A 19,749-nucleotide genomic window follows, 5' to 3' on the forward strand; every position below is an offset into this window, starting at 1 on the left:
GCTCTATCTTTTTGTTTTTATGCGCATCTTGGTCAGAAAACCGTTTCACACTTTTCGGAATGCGCTCCAGGCTACATCCTTCGGACAGCACGAAGTTGTTTTCAACCTATGGCTATGTCAAGCCTTGTATGTCTGAACAGCGCCAGGCAGCTTGCTCCACTCGGCATACCACTTGTTGAACAGCTTGAACTGCGCTTCAACATAACCACGCTGGCTGTCTGACAGGGCATCGCTTGCATTAAAGTGCAGCGTATATTCCTTGTCCCCCTTCAGAACCATCATGTGCTTGAAATAAAGAACGAGGTCCGGGCCTTCATCGAAAGATGAAAGAACGGCAAGCGCCTGTTCGAGTTCAAGCGCGCGCTGACGGGCGTCAGCGTCGCCTGCTGCTGCGGCCTGCGAAAGCTTACAAAGATGAATAACTTCTTTTGGAAGCACATTGCCGATACCTGTGATCGCACCTGTTGCTCCACAATTAACGAAGCCGTGGAACACAGCCGTATCAACGCCAACCATCAGCGTGACTTCATCATCGCGACTGGTGATGTTTTCGGCTGCATAACGCATGTCAGCAGGCCCACCAAATTCCTTGAAACCAACGAGGTTTGGATGCTCTGCACGCAAGGCGAAAAACAGATCGGCACGGGTTGAATAGCCATAATATGGGCTGTTGTAGATGACGGCTGGAAGATCGGGCGCTGCCGAAAGAACAGTCTTGAAATGATCTTTCTGAGCCGCAACAACCGAACCACGCGAAAGAAGGCGCGGGATAACCATAAGGCCCTTGGCGCCGACCTTCTGCGCATGCGCTGCATGGGCGGCGGCAATGGTTGTATTCACGGCACCAGTCCCAACAACAACAGGAACCCCAGCGGCGGTCAGGCGTGCAACACCTTCCATACGTTGTTCATCTGTAAGGAGCGGCCAGTCACCCATCGAACCACAATAAACGACAGCCGACATACCATCGGCGATCAGTTCCTTACCCTTGCGCACCAGCGCATCAAAATCAGGCGTTCGATCATCTTTGCAAGGGGTCATCAGAGCCGGAATCACGCCGGTAAAGATATTGGCAGCCATGTAGAAATCCTCTCAGAGTATTGCCGACAAACAACTTATGCAGGCAATGCTACAAACAAAACCAGAGCCATTGGCCTGTGATGGCGATTGCCATTTTCGGCCCTCCATATCTGATATATCAGTTTGTATTTTATTTGTCGACAGAAATTACACGGCACTACAGGTTTATTTCCAGACGGTCTTCACGCATGACGAGTTTCTGCACCTGACGCACGATCTGCTCGGCATGTTCATGCGCAAGCTGTTCCGCCAGCTTCATGTCGCGTGCAGCAATTGCGGCGATCATTTCTTCATGTTCCTCCACAAAACTGCGAGGCAATTGATCATTATAGGATTGATAATAGAGACGGAGAATGCGTCGGCCCTCATCCAGCAAACGCTTGAAAAGATTTGTAAAATATGGATTACGCCCCGCCTCGGCGATTGCAAGATGAAGCTCTGCATTGGTCGCAATCATCAAAAGCGCATCCTGCGCTTCCACAGCCTTCGTGAACTCCACCTGATGTAACGCTATAATGTCCAGATCTTCCTGCCGATGATTTTTGGCGGCAAGCTGGGTCGTGGCGCGATACATCAAAGTCAACGCGTCGAAATAGGTGTGCATATTGAGGAAATCGATATTCGATACCATGGTCGAACGATTGGGCAGCGTATCGATCAGCCCCTCACCTGCCAGCCGCACCAAAGCTTCGCGGATTGGGGTGCGAGACATTTTAAACCGCTCTGCAAGCTGCACCTCATCAATTGGGCTGCCAGGCGGCAGCACCAGATCGAGGATTTCATCGCGCAGCAGGTCATAGACCATTTTCCCACCAGAACCGCGCTTGCGTTCAGAGATGGCGTTCATATCGCTTTCCGTCATCAGCATATCCTTTTGCGGTTATCAGGAGAAAGGTTCTGTTGGTCCCTTGGCAGGCTGCGTAAACCACTGCGCGCTTTCAGCACTCATATAAATATGATCTTCAAGACGCACGCCAAACTGTCCCGGTACGACAATCATCGGCTCATTCGAGAAGCACATGCCCGGTTGGAGCGGCAGCGAATTACCACGAACAATGTAAGGCGCTTCATGGATTTCCAGTCCCAGACCATGACCCGCACGATGCGGAAGACCGGGGAGCTGATAATCCGGCCCCAACCCATGCTTGACCAGTATGGCGCGAGCTGCATCATCAAGGCTGGAACAGGCAGCCCCTATCTTTGCAGCATCAAACACGGCCTGCTGCGCCTGCCGTTCAATCGTCCAGATACGCTCAAATTCGGCGGTCGGCGCATCCAGCATATAGGTGCGGGTGAGATCAGAGTGATAACCATCAATCCGACAACCCGTATCGACCAGAATAACATCGCCATTTTTATAAAACTGCTCACCATCCGCGCCATGCGGCAGCGATGTTGCCTCGCCAAAAGAGACAATGCAGAAGGTCGAGCCGCCATCAGCGCCCAATTCACGATGCTGCTCATCAATAAAGCGCACGACATCAGAAGCGGCAATGCCCGGACGAATGAACTGATGCGCGCGGCGATGCACTTCCAGTGTCAGCCCCATGGCATATTTAATGATGTCGATTTCGGTCTGCGATTTAACGATACGCTGTTCGCGAATGATCGGACCAGCGTCAACAAGACGCTCAGCACCGATTTCTCTGCATAAAGCATTATAGACAAAGAGCGGCACAGCATCATCAACAGCGAGCGTTTCACCGGCTTTCAGCAGAAAAGCCACAAGGGCGGCACTGTTTTGTTCTTCCTGCCAGATGCGGATTTCGCCAGCCAAATGCGGAAGGCTTTCCACTCGGCTCTGCTCAAAACCCGGAACGATATAGACAATCTCGCTTTGCGTAATGACTGCACCAAGTAGGCGCTCGCTCGAATGCCAGACAAGGCCAGTGTAATAAAGCAGGCTCTCGGTGGACCCAAGCAGCAAGGCACCAATGTTTTTTTCGCTCAAACGACGGCGCAGTACATCAATACGCGCCAACCGCTCATCATTGGAAATGCTTGGGTGTTGAGTGGTGAGAGACATTGCTTATTCCTTTCAGCCTCTGCCACGGACTCTGTGGCATGCTGAAAGGATAAATCTCTGTACGCAATTTGTCGACAGAATTAGATTTTTACCAAACCGGTGCGCTTGAGCAGCCCCATCAACAACAGCGGCAACAGCGTCGTCAACAGGATCGCAATGAACGCCATCGCCATGCCAAGCCCAATTGATCCCTGTTCAAACTGCCGCCAGATAAAAATGGAAATCGTCTGCATGCCGACGGGTGCCACCAGAATGGAAGCGACCAGCTCACGCGTTGCGACTGCAAAAACCAGCAGCATTGCGGTGATCAAGCTTGGTGCGATCAGCGGCAGCATGATGCGGCGGAACGTCGTAAAACTGCTTGCTCCGCACACGCGCGCTGCCGCTTCAAGATTGTCACCAATCTGATGAAACGCCGCTGTCGCATAGCGGATCGGCTGCGGCAACAGAATGCAGCAATAAGCAAGCAGCAGAATGAGCGGCGTATTGTAAGGCGAGATTAAAAGCGACGGCTGGTTCCACGCAAGGATAAGTCCGACTGCCACCACGACACCCGGAAGCGAGTTCGGCAAAACGGTTAGAACATCAAGCCAGAAACGTCCACGAAAACGCATCTTCACAACCGCATAGGCAGCGATAGCACCCAGCAAACCTGTCAGAAGCGCACTTGCGACGCCCAAAGAAAGACTGTTTGTCAAGGCTCGCATAGCGCCCGCGCTGTTATCAGCGATATCAGCAAAATTATCGAAACCGAGATTGGACAGCGTCAGCCCGCCGGAAATGGTTTTCGACATGGCAGTTGCGAGAATGGCAAGGAGCGGCACGCCGGTTGTCGCAAAAGCGACCACACCAAACAGGATAACGACCGGAACCCTGAACGCTCCAAGATCACGCTTGTCCTTGTTCTGCGGTTTACCGCCAGTCGTCACATAAGAACGGCGTGTCAAAATCCAGCGCTGAAGCATGAAAGCCGCGAGCGACAACAAAACCAGTGCCAGCGAAAAGACCGCAGCCCCCGAAAGATCAATCGGCCAATCGGATATGCGCAGGTCGATTTCCGTTACCAGCACATCGAAGCCCGAACGGCTGCCGAGAGCGGCCGGCGTGCCATATTCCTCAATTGCTGAAGCGAAAACGAGCAGCAGGCTTGCTGCAAGTCCGGGCGTTGCCAGCGGCAGTGTGATGCGAAAGAACGCGCGCCAAGGCGATGCACCAAACACGCGGCCCACGTCAGAATAGCGCGCACCGACCGCTTCTATCGTGCGGGACACCGCAAAATAGACCAGCGGAAACGTGTTGAGCGCCATCACGAATGTCATGCCTGCAAGCGAAAACAGAAATGGTGCCAGGTTGAACCCTGCAAGCTGTTCAAGATAGCCGCGCGGCTGCAAAGTCATGATCCAGCCAAGCGTTGCAATATAGGGCGGGATCATGAAGGGTACGAGCATCAGCACGTCCCAGACCAGCGCCAACGGCACTTTGTAAAGTGCTCGGAACACAGCGAGCGGCACTGCGATAATAGCCGACAGCACGACGACACTGACACCGAGCAAAATGGTATTGCCGGTCATACGCATAAGCTTTGGATCTTCAAACAATGCTGGCAAATGCACAAAAGGCGCGCTGAACACACCCTGCCCTATCTGCGGGAAAATCGCCTGCAGAACGATGAAAATAAAAGGAACCGCAACGACAATGGCAAGGCTGATGACGGCCACAAGCCCAAGCGGATTTGCAGCAGTAGCGGTCTTAGCACTCATGATTGCCTCTGCGGTATTCCCGCTGTCTGGAAAAATGACAGCGCTTTTAAAAATAAACAATATGAAACGGCTCTCCCAATATTGAGAGAGCCGCCGGTTCATTACTTCTTCGCGCCAAAAATCGCGTTGAACTCTTTCAGCGTTTCATCACGCTTGCCGTAAACGGCCGCTGCATCAATCTTCAGAATCTTTAGATCGTTGATCAAAGGACGGTTTGCAGAAATGTCGGAACGTGCGGGCATCAGATAGGTTTTTGCCACCATCTTCTGGCCTTCTTCCGAAAGCATGTAATCAATGAATTGCTTGGCTTCATCCTGATTTTTGGACCATTTAAGGATCATGGCCGGACGCGGCGCAATGACGGTGCCCGATGTCGGGAAAATCACGTCAATGGCCTCGCCTTTGGCCTTGCCTGCGAGGGAAATATAATCGACAGCGCCGAAAACAGCTGCTTTCGCGCCCTGAAGCACGGGGTTCAGCGCTTCTGCGTTAGCACCGGCAGCAACCGCACCATTCTCATGGAGCTTCTTGAAAAGATCACAGCCCTGCGTTTCCGAAAGCGCTGCAACAAGCTCGAAAGTTGCACCCGACTGCGATGGATCTGGAAGGTTCACCAGATCTTTGTATTCAGGCTTGGCAAGGTCAGCCCATTCGGTTGGCTTTGGAGTCTTGCTGTTTGGATTCCATGCGATGCCAAGTGCCGAAACACCCTGTGCAACAGCCGTTTCATTTTTCAGAAAATCGGGAACTTTTTCAGCATTTGGGCTTGTGTATGCCACAAGCCAGTCGCGCTTGGCGAAATCCGTTGCTGTATCCCATGAGGCCGAAATCAGAACATCGACAACAGGGTTGGCGGCTTCAGCTTCGATACGCGCCATTACCTTGCCTGTCGTTGCCTGAAAGACATTGACCTTTGTGCCTGTCTTGGCTGTGAAACCAGCGGCCAGGCCTTCAATCAGTTTGCCGGGACCAGCTGAATAAACGGTGATGTCAGCAAATGCTGCCGTGCTTGCGAGCAGAGCTGCGGCAAATGCCATACCAGCACCGATAAGTGACTTCTTCATAAATCTCTCCTGAGATATGGGACGTGAAGTGATTGTTAGGCGAACCAGCGGAGCTCTTCAGCATTGATTGCTATGCCGACAGGAACACCGGGCGTGTGACGATGATTATCAAGATAGGTCAGTTCATGCCCCTCATGCTGTGAACCGATGCGGACAGTCGTCAGGTGCCCATCACTGCGAAACTGTGTGCGCAGAACGGTCGCAGGAATCGATGCATCACTCATTTCAACACTGCGAACCGAGCGTGACGGCAGCAGCACGTGCGTGGCCATTTCGGGAGCCGTAAGATGTGAAAGATGAATGTCCGTTTGCGCTATCCGATAGCCAGCGCTCGCTCGTTCCACCGGCATCACACAGCCAAGCCGAAGAAAATCGGCAACCGCTGGTGTGGTCGGCTGCGCAACGAGAATTTCGGGTGCCGCAAGCTGTTCGATAACACCGGCGCGCATGATCGCCACCTGATGCGCCAGTGAGAAAGCTTCGCTCTGATCATGCGTCACATAAATTGCGGTCAGACCGAGATTGGCGACAAGCTGGCCGATTTCACTGACCATGTTTTCACGCAATTCACGATCAAGATTGGAAAGCGGTTCATCAAACAGCACGAGGCCAGGTTCGGCAACAATTGCACGCGCAATCGCCACACGCTGCTGCTGACCGCCCGACATATCGCTGATCGAGCGATCACCAAAACCCGAAAGGCCAACCCGATCCAATGCCGATTTCACACGAGTCTCACGCTCGGCCCGTCCGACCCCACGCATTTCAAGCGGAAACGAGACATTCCTATAAACCGACATGTGCGGCCACAGTGCGTAATCCTGAAACACCATGCCAAGCTGACGCTTTTCCGGCGGAGAAAAGCGCCCCGTTGCAGCATCGGCAACCTTCACGCCATTAATCATGACGGAACCTGTTTTTGGTGCGAGAAGACCTGCCACCAGACGCAGCAATGTGGTCTTGCCACACCCCGATGGACCGAGCAGCGCAAGCGTCTGGCCTTTTGGCAAATTCAGATCAATGTTTTTAAGGATGATGCTTGAGCCATAGGCCAGGCTTATCCCCTCGGCCTGAACAGCAAAATCAGTGCATATATTTGAGACGTGTAACATTGCCCGCAATCTTTGATTGTTTGCGCGCTTTTATTCTGCCCCCATGACAGAGCGATGACAAAAACCACAAGGCACGGGCGTGATTTTACATTGAGCCTGCCATTCAGGCGCATATGGCCAAATCACGACGCTTGCAGCATCGGGAATTCGTGCACAACACCTCTCTTATAAGAAGGGGCGCCAATCCATTGTCTTACCCGCTTCTATCAGAATGCAAACCAAAGCATAGACCACGCCATTTACCGGCACATAACGTGATATGGGTGCGGTGATGATCGATTATTGAAACAGTGCGCCTTCTATTACCAATTTCTAATTTTAGGCTCACAATCTACAAAGTAAAAAAGCAATAAACTTATGAATCTTCAATAAATATTGAAGTAACTATATTCGATACTCCCATAAGACAGTCCTTTGAAAAATGATATAAGCGTGTAAAATTACAATCAAAATAAGACGACGAAACGAAGGGGAATGCGTGCTAAAATTTCAGAACAATGTTCTTGAGCTGATAGCCAGAGGCAATCCTCTGAAGCAAACGCTTGAGCAGTTGTGTCTTGGAATTGAAGGGCTGATTTTAAATGCCCGCACGATGATTTGCTCCGTCGATCAGGCGGGAATGCTGCATATGCTCGCCGCGCCAAATCTCCCCGATAGTTACGGCTATTCTTTCAATGGAATTGTCGTTGGGCCGAACGTCGGCTCTTGCGGTCGCGCCATTTATTACAAAGTGCCGGTCGTCGTTTCTGATATTGAAAACGATCCCAAGTGGGCAAGTTATAAGCAGCTCGCCCTGCCACTGGGGCTGCTTGCATGCACTTCAATCCCCATCCTCAGCGATACAGGCGATGCTCTGGGCGCATTGGCGGTCTATTTTGATGAGAAGCACACGCCATCGGCAGCCGAGCAAGAAATCATCGATATAGCTGTGGGGCTTTGCAAGCTTGCGATGATGCGCGAAATGCGAATCCTCAATTATGAGCGAAGAGCGACGGTGGATATTCAGACGGGCGTCGCCAATCGCACAGCCTTTGATGATGCGCTGTCGCAATTGCGTTGCGAATTACCCGGTAGCTGGGCCTTGTTTGTTATCGACATTGATAACCTCAAAGTCACCAACGATACGTTTGGCCATGAAGTGGGTGATGTGTTGATCAACACGATTGCCACGCGCATTGCAGCGGCTCTTTCGCCGGATATAACATTCCGTACGGGCGGGGATGAATTTACCGTCATCATCCAGAACCATAAAGCACTCTACGACCTTGATCATGCGGCAGATCTTGTTTTTGAAGCTCTGTCTTCGCCTGTCCATTGTGACGGTCAGACAATCCTGCCACGCGTGACGATCGGCGGAGCAGTTCTTGCTGCTCTTGATACGCATCCGCAAACTGTGCGCCGCAATGCGGATTTTGCGCTCTATCATGCCAAGGAAAATGCACGCGGCAGTTTTGTGCTTTATCAAGCCAATGTCGGCACCCGGATCGTTCACAGGCGAAACTCGATCAGGGAAGTGCGTGAAGCGCTCGAAGAAAAGCGTATTACGGCACATTATCAGCCACTCATCCGGCTTGATACGAAGGAAATAATCGGCTTTGAAGCATTGAGCCGTATGACAACGCCGTCAGGTGACATTCTTTCTGCGGCCATGTTTCAGGAATCTTTCTCCGATGTGCATATTGCATCCGAGATCACCCAATATATGCTTTCTATCGTCGCGCAGGACATAAGGCGCTGGCTGGACCTGGGCCTTCCCGTACAGCATGTCGGCGTTAACGTCACGGCAGCAGACTTCTATGTGGGCGATCTTGCTGCTTTCGTTTCAAAGACATTTGCCCAATATAATGTTCCGCTGTGCCATCTCATCATAGAGGTAACAGAAAACGCCTATATCGGGCAGCGCGACGATGTTGTTGCATCAGGTATTCGAAACCTTCGCTTACTGGGTGTGCGTATCGCGCTCGATGATTTTGGCACTGGCTTTGCTGCACTGGCCCATCTTCTCACCGTTCCGGTCGACATCATCAAGATTGACCGGTCTTTTGTATGCCGTCTTGTGCCCGGTGATCCAAGTGTCGCGATTGTAAAAGGCATTGTACAAATCGCAAGAGACTTGAACATCAAACTCGTCGCAGAAGGTGTTGAAACGCTTGAATTGGCAAAAACTCTCGAAAAAATGGGATGCCAGCTTGGGCAAGGCTATGCCTTTTCCAAAGCCGTAGAGTATGACACTGCCACCTCTCTGTTGCGCGATTATGGGCAAGATTATCAGCCCCGACACTCAGCCATCATACAGCCGTACAGCACAAAAAATTGACAGTTTTACCTGGACTGTGATCCAGTTTCATTTTGCCTTCGTATCAGGCTTTATGAATACAAACGTTTCCTTCAGCTCACAGACGTGGCAAAAGAAAATAGAGTGCTATTCGCCGCTTCTGGCTTTGTCGCATCTGAGCATATGGGATTCAACACGGATGACCGAGCGGACTGCTTCTGAAAATCAGCCCTCCCTGGAGGAATTGATGCTGGCGGTCAGTTCGCGGCGCGACATGGACGCGTTCGAGGCGATTTTCAAACATTTCGCACCGCGCGTTAAAGCCTATATGGCCAAATTGTCTGCCGATACGCAAACAGCGGAAGAATTGATGCAGGAAACCATGATTGCAGTCTGGAACAAGGCAGACCAGTTTGATTTTTCCAAAGGAGCCCTGTCTACCTGGATTTTCACGATTGCACGCAATCAACGCATTGATGCCATTCGGCGTGCGCGGCGTCCGCAATTCGACCCAACCGACCCGGCCTTCGTGCCCGATGAAGAGCAGCCTGCCGACATTCTGATTGCGCAGAAACAATCCGCCAATCAGTTGCGGGCTGCGATGGCGAACCTGCCAATAGAGCAAAGCGCATTGCTCGAACTCGCCTATTTCGAGGAAAGCACCCACAGTGCGATAGCCAAAAAGCTCAATCTGCCTTTAGGAACCGTGAAATCACGCCTGCGGCTGGCATTTAACAAATTGCGTTCTGCGCTCGATAATTCGGGAGCGCAGTGATGAACATTCAACACCATCTAAGCGACGAACTTCTCTCAAGCTATGCAGCCGGAACACTGGCTGAAGGCTGGAGTATCGCTGTCGCAACACATCTCGCGCTTTGCCCTGCCTGCCGCTCCCGGCTTAAACAATTTGAGCAAATTGGCGGTGAGCTTCTCGAAACAGTCGCTCCGCAGGAAATCAAAATTGATTCATGGGATTCGGTAAAAGACCGGCTCACAAATCAGCCGAAGATGCCCCCGCAACCCGTGCAACATCGCGGCTCACCCCTTGCAACGCCTGCCATTCTGCCTGAACCACTGCGCTCTTACGTTGGTGGCGATCTGCCTGATTTGAAATGGAAATCTCTTGGTCGTGGTGCTTATCAGGTGCCGATTGCGATCAATGATGGCGAAACCAATGTCAGGCTGCTGAAGATCCCGGCTGGCAAACCTGTACCCGAACACGGCCACGGCGGACGCGAGCTGACGCTGGTGCTTTGTGGCAGTTTCGAAGATGAAACCGGCATTTTTGCGCGTGGCGATATTGAAGAAGCAAATGCCGATCTTGTGCATCAACCAATCGCTTCGAACGGCGGTGATTGCATATGCCTTGCCGTGACGGATGCCCCACTAAAATTCCAGGGTTGGCTGATGCGCATGGTTCAACCGCTGATAGGCATCTGAAAAAGGCGGCAAAATTGCCGCCTTTTTCATTTTCAGTTTAGAACCACGATGGCTGCATTCAAAGCAGTCGCCAAAGACAGCCAGACGATATATGGCAAAAACAACAATGCGGATATGCGATCAGGCTGCCATGCGCGGATGATGAACAACAGCACGCAAAGCCATGCGCCAATAATAACCACCAGTCCAAGCATCGTCATATGGGCACCGAAGAAAATAGGCGACCAGATAAAGTTCAGCACCATTTGACCAAACCATGGCCCGCGACGTTGCCAACCGGTGTCCTTCAACCAGGTTCGCCAGCCCGCAATCGCAATCAAGACATAGAGGATCGTCCAGATTGGCGCAAAAGCGCCGTTGGGCGGCGTAAACCACGGCTTTTGTAGCGATGCATACCATTCACCCGGAGGAAAACTGATACCCATCGTCATGCCAATCGTAATCGTCACAAGGACGAAGACCGCCAGAAGACCCAATTTCTGCATATTACTTCTCCAGTCTAGCCGACCAAACGCGACGTTACCCAATAGCCAATATAGGCCGAGACGGCAGACAGCACAGTCCCCCAGATCAGATCGACAATTGTCAGGGCCCATGACCAGTTTTTCAATGTGGCTTGATTGGTCAGGTCATAAGTCGCATAGGCAACAAATCCTAAAAGCGCACCGTTGAGCAACACAACGGCTCCACTTCCTGCGAGAAGTCCCGGTCGCACCGCGAAAAACACCAGTCCAAATACGAAAATCACGTAGAATACGACTGCTGGAGCGAGACGGAAACTTGGCGCAAGCATATCGCCCATGGCAGGGCGATAAAACACATTGGCCATATTCGTCAGCCAGACTGAATCAATTGCCAGAAAAGCGAAGGCTGTGACCACATAAGCGACAATATAGGATTTCATCTAAACCACTCTCCAGTGCCAACCGGCTTAACTAAAACATTATGCATTCTGCGTTACTTTATGCGTGACCAACTGACATCACGGCACAAAAGACCTGCCAGAACGCAGCCATAGGTCGTCATTTTATCGCCGTTTACCTTTACGCTAAGCTTGTAGGTAAGGTTGCGCTGGGGATCGAAAGCAGTTCCAGAATATTGGCCGCCCGCAATCTGGTTTATGTTCATAACCAGACGGTCGCCGGCTTTTTCTTTTGGGGTTCCGGACCTGATCCACGTATTGGTGGCGCAAATATCCTTGCCACATTCTGCAATCTTGACCCGCGCCTTGCCATCGCCGCGCGCCCAGTTGCCGCTTATGTCGCCAGCCTGCGCAATCGACGGCGTTAACACAGCTATGCTCCCTATTATGCGTATCCATTGCATCGGTGCCTCCTGCATCCGTGGATTCATGTCATCAAGCATGTTCAATCGTATAAAGGCCGACATTGATCGCGCCTTCTTCAAACCCGCCCTCGCAGTAACAAAGATAATATTCCCAAAGCCTGCGGAACCGGTCGTCAAAGCCCAGCTTTTCGATCGAAGGCCAATTGGCAGTAAAACGCTGCCGCCATTCAGCCAGCGTGAGCGCATAAGAGTGACCGAAATGATCAATCTCTTTCAAAACCAGACCAGCTTTGGAGAGGTCGCGTTCAAGCACCTTGTCGGAAGGTAAAAAACCTCCCGGAAAGATGAACTTCTGAATGAAATCCGCCTTGCGGCGATAGTTTTCATAGCGTGCATCTTCAATTGAGATGATTTGCAAAACGGCTTTGCCGCCCGGTTTTAAACACCGCTTGAGCGTCGCAAAATATTCGGGCCAGTAAGCCTCACCGACAGCCTCAAACATTTCGATGGAAACGATCCGGTCAAACTGCCCTTTGACATCGCGATAATCCTGCAGGCGCAAATCAACGGCATCCTTAAGTCCCGCATTCTGAACGACAGTCTTGCCCCAGGCGAGCTGGGAGGGTGACAAAGTGATCCCTGTGACATGCGCATCGCCATCATCTGCAAGATGGGCTGCCAAGGCGCCCCAACCACACCCAATCTCGAGGATTTTTTCGCCCCCCCCAAGCGCCAGTTTGTCAGCAATACGCTTCAACTTGTATGCCTGCGCATCTTCAAGGCCATGCGTGTTTTCATTCCAGATGGCTGACGAATACAGCATCGTGTGATCAAGCCACTGTTTGTAGAAATCATTGCCAAGGTCATAATGCGCCTCGATATTCTTGCGGCTGCCACGGCGTGTATTTGCATTGAGCAAATGCCCCACACGGTGAACAATGCGCATGAAGCGTGAACCGTGCAGCGTCGAAACAAGTGTGTCGCGATTGCGCGCGGCAAAGCGGATCACCGCTGTTAGGTCCGGGGACGACCAGTCACCGTCGATATAGGCCTGCGCAAAGCCAATATCGCCGCCCGCTAACAAGCGACGCAGGCAGCGCCAGCTCTTGATAACGATTTTTGCTTCCGGTCCGGGCAATATACCTTGAGCAACAACGGATTGTCCCGAAGGCAAAACAAGGTTCAGACGGCCATATCGCACCTGACTGAGCAGCCGCCTTAACACACGCGCCGACGGGCTTAAAACCGAACGACCAACAGATATGGGGGCCGGGTAATGGGAAGACTCATCAAACTGGCTCATGCAACCCTGTTCCTCTCCCGAGACATGTCATGATGGATATGGGATATGGGATCCTGCGGTGGGCTTGGACGCTTGCGGAGTTTCATCCCCTTCGCCCAGATTTTCAGCGCTTCCCAGTGAATGCCGCCGACAACGCGCAACGTCAGAAATGGAATGGCAAAAAAGGCACGCAACAAAGCCATGTCACTGAGCTCCACACGACGCGCCAGATGACGCGCTGTCAGCACCAGACCTTCGTCATCAAAGGTGTTGATCCTGACTGCGAGCTTATCCGCCGGAGGCTGAACCTCGAATTCATAGCGCAGCTTCATATCCATGAAGGGTGAGACATAAAACGCCTTGTCGCAGGTCTGCACGATGCGCTCGCCCTGCTCTGCTTCGACCGGGATCATATAGCCATGGCGCTGCTTAAACGTGTTGTCGACTTCCCATAGAATAGCCGTGAGCCGATCTTCACGATTATAGCAAAAGAAAATGCTCAACGGATTGAACGACCAGCCGAGGATACGCGGCATCGTCAGAAGACGGATCGCGCCTCCATCGGGTTGCATACCTGTGCTGCGCATCGCATCTTCAATCTGCGCCCGCAAAGATGTTGCTGATCCATTGCCGCGATCTTTTTCGCAAAAAGAAAACAGATTGAACCGATTGACCGAAAACAGCCTGAGCCTGCGGTGAAGCACATCCAGCTCATCAAGATCGAGCAGCAGTGAATAGATTTTATAGGCGAGCTTATGTTCCTTTGGCCGCAAGCGGGCATGGGTCACATGCCCCGGAAACAGTGCAGATTTGAAAATACCGGTCATGCCAGCGCCCTTTCCCGGATCGTTACAGGCTGGCGAACAATGCGCGCGCTTTCCTGCTCAACCCGCCATGGGCGACGCAGTCCGCCGAGGTCTTCCGCTACTGCAAGACCGGCCTGCAAACCGTCCTCATGAAAACCGGAACCAAAATGTGCGCCACAAAACCAGGTTCGGCGCTGTCCCTGCAACGACCAGACTTCCCTCTGCGCGCGATCCGTTGCCATATCAAAGATTGGATGTTCATAGATCTCGCGATGGATCACCAGATCCTCACGCGGCGCACGACACGGATTGAGCGTGACAAATGTATCGGGCGCAGTTCCCAAGGGCTGCAAGCGGTTCATCCAGTAGGTGATTGAGGGCTGCGACGAACCGTTGGCTGCATTGGTCAGGTAATTCCAGCTCGACCATGCCGCCCGGCGTTTTGGCATGAGCGAAAGATCGGTATGAAGAACCGCCTCATTGCGTGAATATTTAAATGCACCAAGAATGCGGCTTTCCTCTGCACTGGGATCGGCCAGCATCCGCAAAGCCTGATCGGCGTGAGTTGCGATAACCACATCGTCAAAGAAATGAACACCACCGCTTGCATCGGTCAATTCGACCGCATTTTCATGCCGTCGCACCCATTTTATGGGTGTTGAAAGCCGGATATTGTCGGCATAGGGCTGCGTAATGCGCTGCACATATTCACGACTGCCACCCTTGACTGTCCGCCAGATCGGGCGATCCCGCAAAGCAAGCAAGCCATGATTGCAGCAAAAGCGAACAAAGCTCGCTGCCGGATATTGACCAACTTCCATGGCAGGCGTTGACCAGATTGCAGCCGCCATCGGATAGAGATGATCCTCCCGGAAAGCCCGGCCATAAGCATTTCGCGCAAGATAATCATCAAGCGAAATGCCGCCCATCATCGCCAGGTCTTTGGGAGCGTTACGGTAAAAGCGCAAAAGATCGCGGATCATAGACCAAAAACGCGGGCGAACGAGATTTGAGCGCTGTGCAAACAGGCCAAGCCCGGTGCCGCCGGAATATTCATAAGCGCCATTTCCAATGGAGACGGCAAAGGACATATTCGATGCGGCAGTCGGAACATCAAGTATTTTAAACAATGCCGTCAGATTTGGATAAGTCACTTCATTATAAACAATAAAGCCCGTATCGACCGCAACGGGGCCGGTGTTGCTTGCAAATTCGACCGTATTGCTATGCCCGCCAATGCGCTCCGCTGCTTCAAAAACGGTGACGTCATGGCGTTGCGATAAAAGCCATGCAGCAGACAGACCAGAAATACCGCTCCCGATAATCGCGAGCCTAAAACGTTTAGCGCCGCCCGGATGGTTTGTAATGTCCATAAGTCCCTCACTGTGCCGCATTTCTCTATCTTACGTTTTGAGAAGACGATTGGTTCAACGGATGCTGAAACTTTCTTGGTTTTTTTAAACGGCTTAGGAAACCAAACAGCGGGACCAAACGTATTGCATGGTATAAATCGTCATTCTGACCCAGGGTGCGCCATGCAAATCGGCCTTCTTTTGATTGTTGCTATCTTTCTGTCTCTTCTCATGAGCTTTGCATGGGCGCTGGAGAGAAAAACCGGCAAAAGCGGCTGGATCGATGCAATATGGTCGCTTTCGGTTGGTCTGGGCGCGATGGTCGCCGTACTTCTGGCCGACACCTCTTGGCCGCGCCGTTCAGCGATCCTGATCCTCATCCTTGCATGGTCGCTACGGCTTGCCTTGCATATTGGACAGCGAAGCATGTCCCACGGCAAAGACCCACGTTATGCAAAGCTGATGAAGGAATGGGGCGATAGCGCACCAAAACGTCTGTTCTGGTTTTTGCAGATACAGGCTTTGGCAGCGTTTATTCTGGTGCTTTCAGTCTATCTTGCCACTGTTAGCCGCCCTGAATTCCCGCATTTCGTCGATATGATTACTGTCGTAATTATCGCAATCGCGATCACGGGCGAAGCGCTGTCAGACGCACAACTTGCGCAGTTTCGCAAAACGCCTGCCGCCAAAACCGAAATCTGCGAGACCGGGTTTTGGGCCTATTCGCGCCATCCAAACTATTTCTTCGAATGGCTTTTCTGGTGCGCATGGCCGTTCATGGCAATCACCGCATCACCATGGAGCTGGCTATCGCTGCTCGCCCCCATCCAGATGTACTGGCTGCTGGTCCACGTATCGGGAATTCCACCGCTTGAAGACCACATGATCAAATCACGCGGAGAAAAATTCCGCGCACTGCAACGCCGCGTCAATGCGTTTTTTCCCGGTCCCAGAAAGCCGAAGTCGTAAATCACGAACCTGCAAGTGAAGAAACTGGCATATACAATCAAAGCAGCCCATGCTCAATCTTCTCAAGCCCGTCAGGCAAGGATTATTCAATGAATGGAAATGCACTTGTCTGGTTGCGGAATGACCTGCGCCTTGCGGACAATCCGGCACTTGATGCAGCCGTCAAACTCGGCGGTAGTATAACCGCGCTTTATGTTCATGAAATCAATCCCCAATTGCGCGCGCCCGGCGGCGCTGTGCTCTGGTGGCTGGAACAGAGCCTGAATTCGCTTGAGAAAAGCCTCCATGCGCGCAATGTCGAACTGATTGTTATGCATGGCGACGCATTGAAAATCATTGAACAGCTCGTCGAAAAAAATGGGTTTAATGCTGTTTTCTGGAACCGGCGCTATGCCCCGCAAGAACGTGGCGTGGATGCTCATGTCAAAACAGCTCTGAAAGACAAAGGGCTGAACGTTGCCTCTTTTGCGGGCAATCTTCTGTCAGAGCCATGGGAGATCAAAACAGGCAGCGGTGGACCGTATCAAGTCTTCACGCCTTACGCAAAGACCCTGCGCCAGCAAGGCGTAACCCGCCCCCTTTCATCGTCTGACTGGAAAGCTGTACCGTCCACGCTGCAAGATAAACCGGAAAGAGCGCCTTTCAGACAGCCTTTCTGGTCGAAGAAAATGGAGGGTCTGTGGGAAATTGGCGAGGCCGCAGCCATCAATCAGCTCTACCATTTCTTTGATAAGACCATCCGCAATTATGCGGGCGATCGTGACCGCCCCAATGTTGAAGGCACTTCCAAGCTCTCGCCTCATCTTCGCTTTGGCGAGATTAGTCCGCGTCAGGCATGGCATGCAACACTATCGTTGATGGATGAGAACCCGGATACCCAGACCGGCGGCGAGAAATTCCTGTCCGAACTCATCTGGCGCGATTTTCATTATCATCAGCTCTACTTTCGCCCGGATATTGCCGAAAACGATATGCGCAACACGCTTGCAGATATCGAATGGAAACATGATCCGGCATTGTTTGAGGCTTGGACGAAGGGCAATACCGGCGTGCCAATGATTGACGCAGGCATGCGTCAGCTTTGGGCAACCGGGTGGATGCATAACCGCGTGCGTATGCTCGTCGCCTCTGTCTTAAGCAAGAACATGCAGATCGACTGGCGCGAAGGCGAAAAATGGTTCTGGAACACGCTGGTTGATGCCGACATCGCCAGCAATCCGGGAAGTTGGCAATGGGTGGCAGGCTGTGGCATGGATGCAGCCCCTTACTTTCGCGTTTTCAATCCAGTTCTGCAAGGCGACAAGTTTGACAGCGAAGGCGCTTATGTACGCGAATGGGTGCCAGAAATTGCAACCCTGCCGGAGCGTTGGATCCATAAACCTTATGCGGCACCCGAAGACGTGCTGCAAAAAGCAGGCATCGTTCTCGGCAAAACATATCCGTTTCCTGTCTTTAAAGCACCGAAAGCTGGGAAATAGAGCATTTCCAAGGATTCAATCAAAACAGGAAATGCTTCTGGCCACGGCTAATTTGGTGATGCGCTCATCTGAGTGCTTCCAGCTCAGCGATGCGCGCGGCACTGTCATGCTCTAAAGCGCGCGTCATTTCGCGAATAATGGTTTCCGCAAGAACGAAAATCGACGCTGATGAATCCCATGCAGAAGGCACCGCAATCCGCCCCGCCAAGACATGCCGGGCAACACGGGCAATCGGTGACAACCACTGATCGGTTATCAAAATAATCTCAACCCCTCGCCCACGCGCTTTTTCCGCAAGGCTCAACAAGCTTTCCTGATAGCGGCGAATGTCAAAGACAACAAGAACATCGCGTTTTCCCATATCCAGCAGCCGATCACGCCACATGCTTTCCTGTCCACCCAGATGGAAAACATGCGGCCGGATAATCGACATATGCGCTGTCATATATTGTGCTATCGGATCTGTGAAACGCCCGCCGATCAGATAAACGTTTCCCTTGGAATTGCTCAGAGCAGCAACGATCTGCTGCAATTGCTTGTCGCCCAGATGCCGAAAACTTTCCCGAATATTATCAAGTGTATATTCCACTGCCGGATAGGCCGTGTCCGTTGCCTTTTCAGGCTTTTCGTTGCGATGATGCGGCGATTGCAACTGTGCAGCAAGCTCATTTTGCAAATGCGCCTGAAACTCCGAATAACTTTGAAAGCCGAGCCTGTTTACAAACCGCAGAATGGTCGGAGAACTGACGCCTGCCTGTGCTGAAAATTCTGCCACTGTTTTCAGCCCCAGCATGGGATAATTGGCAATCAGAGTTTGCGCGGCACTGCGCTCTCCGGCGGGCATGCTTTCGAGCCGTTCGTTCAGCAACTCCGCGATGCTGGCCCCCATCGATGTGGCAATTTCCATTCCCGCAGCTCTTTTCAATTTCGCACAAAATTATGTTTGACAAAGCATCTTACGACGTATCAAATATTCCGCAATAGCGCATATTTTTAAAAACGTAACAAAAGTTACAGCGCAGGGGAATAGAGAGAATGGCCGACCAGCGAGATCATCAGGACCCGGCCCTAAAGCCGGTTCTGGTCGTCAACGAAGCGGGGGGAAGTCCCTATGTTTTCGTTTGCGAACATGCATCCAATTTCATGCCTGAGCACTTTGATGGGCTTGGCCTCGACCCTCAATCGTTAAACGCACACATTGCTTGGGATCCGGGTGCTGTGGCGGTTGCACGCCATCTTAGTCAACAGCTTGATGCCCCTTTGATAGAGGCGACCTATTCACGCCTGCTGATTGATTGCAATCGTCCACTTGAAGCGCGCGATCTTATTCCTGAAATCAGCGAAACGACGGTCATCCCCGGCAATCATGATCTCAATTCCCTTGAACGCACAGCACGAATTGACCTGTCGCACAGGCCTTTTCACCGCTGTATTGAAGAAGTCATCCATGCACGTGCCACACGTGGACTACCATCGTGGATCGTCACCATTCACTCCTTTACACCAAGCTATAAGGGCATCTCACGTCCATGGCAGATTGGCATTATTCATGATGCGGATGCGCGCATTGCAGAGCCTTTGATTGCTGCACTTAAGAAAAACAAGGCGCTGAACGTCGGCGTAAATGAACCCTATTCGCCAGCCGATCGCGTTTATTACACCCTTGAGCGACATGCGCGACCGCGCAATGCACCCTGTGCAATGATTGAGATACGCAACGACGAAATCGCCACCCGTGAAGCGCAGGAAACCTGGGCTAAGCAACTTGCTGCGATTTTTAGCGATATTGAGCGCGTGATACCGTGAGGAGCGAAGCAT

18 protein-coding genes and 1 pseudogene are annotated in these 19,749 nt (G+C 52.0%); 6 read left to right on the plus strand and 13 right to left on the minus strand.

Translation table 11 applies throughout. From position 1 onward, the window contains the following. Nucleotides 1–117 precede the first annotated feature (117 nt). From ABE527_RS09380 to ABE527_RS09405, 6 genes are all read right to left on the minus strand, one after another. Nucleotides 118–1,080: a dihydrodipicolinate synthase family protein gene (locus ABE527_RS09380; protein WP_265984018.1), complete on the minus strand. Its 963-nt coding sequence runs from the start codon at nt 1,078–1,080 to the stop codon at nt 118–120. A gap of 157 nt (nt 1,081–1,237) precedes the next feature. After that, complete coding sequence (locus ABE527_RS09385) at nt 1,238–1,942, minus strand: GntR family transcriptional regulator (protein WP_499696739.1); 705 nt, start codon at nt 1,940–1,942, stop codon at nt 1,238–1,240. 21 nt (nt 1,943–1,963) lie between these two features. Beyond that, complete coding sequence (locus tag ABE527_RS09390; protein ID WP_499696740.1) at nt 1,964–3,106, minus strand: M24 family metallopeptidase; 1,143 nt, start codon at nt 3,104–3,106, stop codon at nt 1,964–1,966. Nucleotides 3,107–3,186: 80 nt separating this feature from the next. Beyond that, complete coding sequence (locus ABE527_RS09395) at nt 3,187–4,866, minus strand: ABC transporter permease (protein WP_499696741.1); 1,680 nt, start codon at nt 4,864–4,866, stop codon at nt 3,187–3,189. Nucleotides 4,867–4,967: 101 nt separating this feature from the next. Further along, nucleotides 4,968–5,930 carry an ABC transporter substrate-binding protein gene (locus ABE527_RS09400; RefSeq protein ID WP_499696742.1) on the minus strand — a complete coding sequence of 321 codons (963 nt, stop codon included), beginning with the start codon at nt 5,928–5,930 and terminating at the stop codon, nt 4,968–4,970. A gap of 35 nt (nt 5,931–5,965) precedes the next feature. Then, the gene (locus ABE527_RS09405; RefSeq protein WP_499696743.1) at nt 5,966–7,042 is read right to left on the minus strand and encodes an ABC transporter ATP-binding protein; all 1,077 of its coding nucleotides are present in this window, start codon (nt 7,040–7,042) and stop codon (nt 5,966–5,968) included. 478 nt (nt 7,043–7,520) lie between these two features. Between ABE527_RS09405 and ABE527_RS09410 the strand changes: the two genes are divergently transcribed. The 3 genes from ABE527_RS09410 to ABE527_RS09420 all read left to right on the plus strand — a co-directional run bounded on the left by ABE527_RS09410 (nt 7,521) and on the right by ABE527_RS09420 (nt 10,757). Beyond that, the gene (locus ABE527_RS09410) at nt 7,521–9,359 is read left to right on the plus strand and encodes a bifunctional diguanylate cyclase/phosphodiesterase (RefSeq protein WP_499696744.1); all 1,839 of its coding nucleotides are present in this window, start codon (nt 7,521–7,523) and stop codon (nt 9,357–9,359) included. Between the two features lie 157 nt (nt 9,360–9,516). Then, the gene (locus ABE527_RS09415; RefSeq protein ID WP_499696745.1) at nt 9,517–10,092 is read left to right on the plus strand and encodes a sigma-70 family RNA polymerase sigma factor; all 576 of its coding nucleotides are present in this window, start codon (nt 9,517–9,519) and stop codon (nt 10,090–10,092) included. After that, nucleotides 10,092–10,757, plus strand: a complete 666-nt coding sequence (locus ABE527_RS09420) for a ChrR family anti-sigma-E factor (RefSeq protein ID WP_499696746.1) — start codon at nt 10,092–10,094, stop codon at nt 10,755–10,757. Before ABE527_RS09415 ends, ABE527_RS09420 begins: the two co-directional genes overlap by 1 nt. A 32-nt stretch (nt 10,758–10,789) precedes the next feature. On the opposite strand, the gene ABE527_RS09425 is transcribed toward ABE527_RS09420, so the two are convergent. From ABE527_RS09425 to ABE527_RS09450, 6 genes and pseudogenes are all read right to left on the minus strand, one after another. Beyond that, nucleotides 10,790–11,242, minus strand: a complete 453-nt coding sequence (locus tag ABE527_RS09425) for a TspO/MBR family protein (RefSeq protein WP_499694327.1) — start codon at nt 11,240–11,242, stop codon at nt 10,790–10,792. 14 nt (nt 11,243–11,256) lie between these two features. Further along, entirely contained in the window at nt 11,257–11,661 is a 405-nt protein-coding gene (locus ABE527_RS09430; protein ID WP_265984008.1) for a DUF2177 family protein, read from the minus strand. Between the two features lie 53 nt (nt 11,662–11,714). Then, nucleotides 11,715–12,083, minus strand: a complete 369-nt coding sequence (locus ABE527_RS09435; RefSeq protein ID WP_265984007.1) for a DUF2147 domain-containing protein — start codon at nt 12,081–12,083, stop codon at nt 11,715–11,717. 31 nt (nt 12,084–12,114) lie between these two features. Continuing rightward, nucleotides 12,115–13,347: a class I SAM-dependent methyltransferase gene (locus ABE527_RS09440; RefSeq protein WP_499696747.1), complete on the minus strand. Its 1,233-nt coding sequence runs from the start codon at nt 13,345–13,347 to the stop codon at nt 12,115–12,117. After that, nucleotides 13,334–14,153: pseudogene (locus ABE527_RS09445) on the minus strand (DUF1365 domain-containing protein). Before ABE527_RS09445 ends, ABE527_RS09440 begins: the two are co-directional and overlap by 14 nt. Then, complete coding sequence (locus ABE527_RS09450) at nt 14,150–15,505, minus strand: NAD(P)/FAD-dependent oxidoreductase (RefSeq protein WP_499696748.1); 1,356 nt, start codon at nt 15,503–15,505, stop codon at nt 14,150–14,152. Before ABE527_RS09450 ends, ABE527_RS09445 begins: the two are co-directional and overlap by 4 nt. Before the next feature lie 162 nt (nt 15,506–15,667). Between ABE527_RS09450 and ABE527_RS09455 the strand changes: the two genes are divergently transcribed. Further along, on the plus strand, nt 15,668–16,453 hold the full coding sequence (locus ABE527_RS09455; RefSeq protein ID WP_499696749.1) for a DUF1295 domain-containing protein: 786 nt from the start codon (nt 15,668–15,670) through the stop codon (nt 16,451–16,453). A gap of 89 nt (nt 16,454–16,542) precedes the next feature. Then, nucleotides 16,543–17,931, plus strand: coding sequence for a cryptochrome/photolyase family protein (locus tag ABE527_RS09460; RefSeq protein WP_499696750.1), 1,389 nt, complete (start codon nt 16,543–16,545; stop codon nt 17,929–17,931). A gap of 64 nt (nt 17,932–17,995) precedes the next feature. Here ABE527_RS09460 and ABE527_RS09465 read toward each other — a convergent pair whose 3' ends face one another. Further along, a complete protein-coding gene (locus ABE527_RS09465) occupies nt 17,996–18,838 on the minus strand; it encodes a MurR/RpiR family transcriptional regulator (RefSeq protein ID WP_499696751.1) in 843 nt (280 codons plus the stop codon). A gap of 128 nt (nt 18,839–18,966) precedes the next feature. Here ABE527_RS09465 and ABE527_RS09470 point away from each other — a divergent pair, with 128 nt between their 5' ends. Then, nucleotides 18,967–19,737 (plus strand): N-formylglutamate amidohydrolase, encoded by a 771-nt coding sequence (locus ABE527_RS09470; protein WP_499696752.1) that lies wholly within the window; start codon nt 18,967–18,969, stop codon nt 19,735–19,737. The last annotated feature ends 12 nt before the right edge of the window (nt 19,738–19,749 follow it).

The organism is Brucella sp. TWI432, from assembly GCF_039674445.1.
GTDB lineage: Bacteria > Pseudomonadota > Alphaproteobacteria > Rhizobiales > Rhizobiaceae > Brucella > Brucella chromiisoli.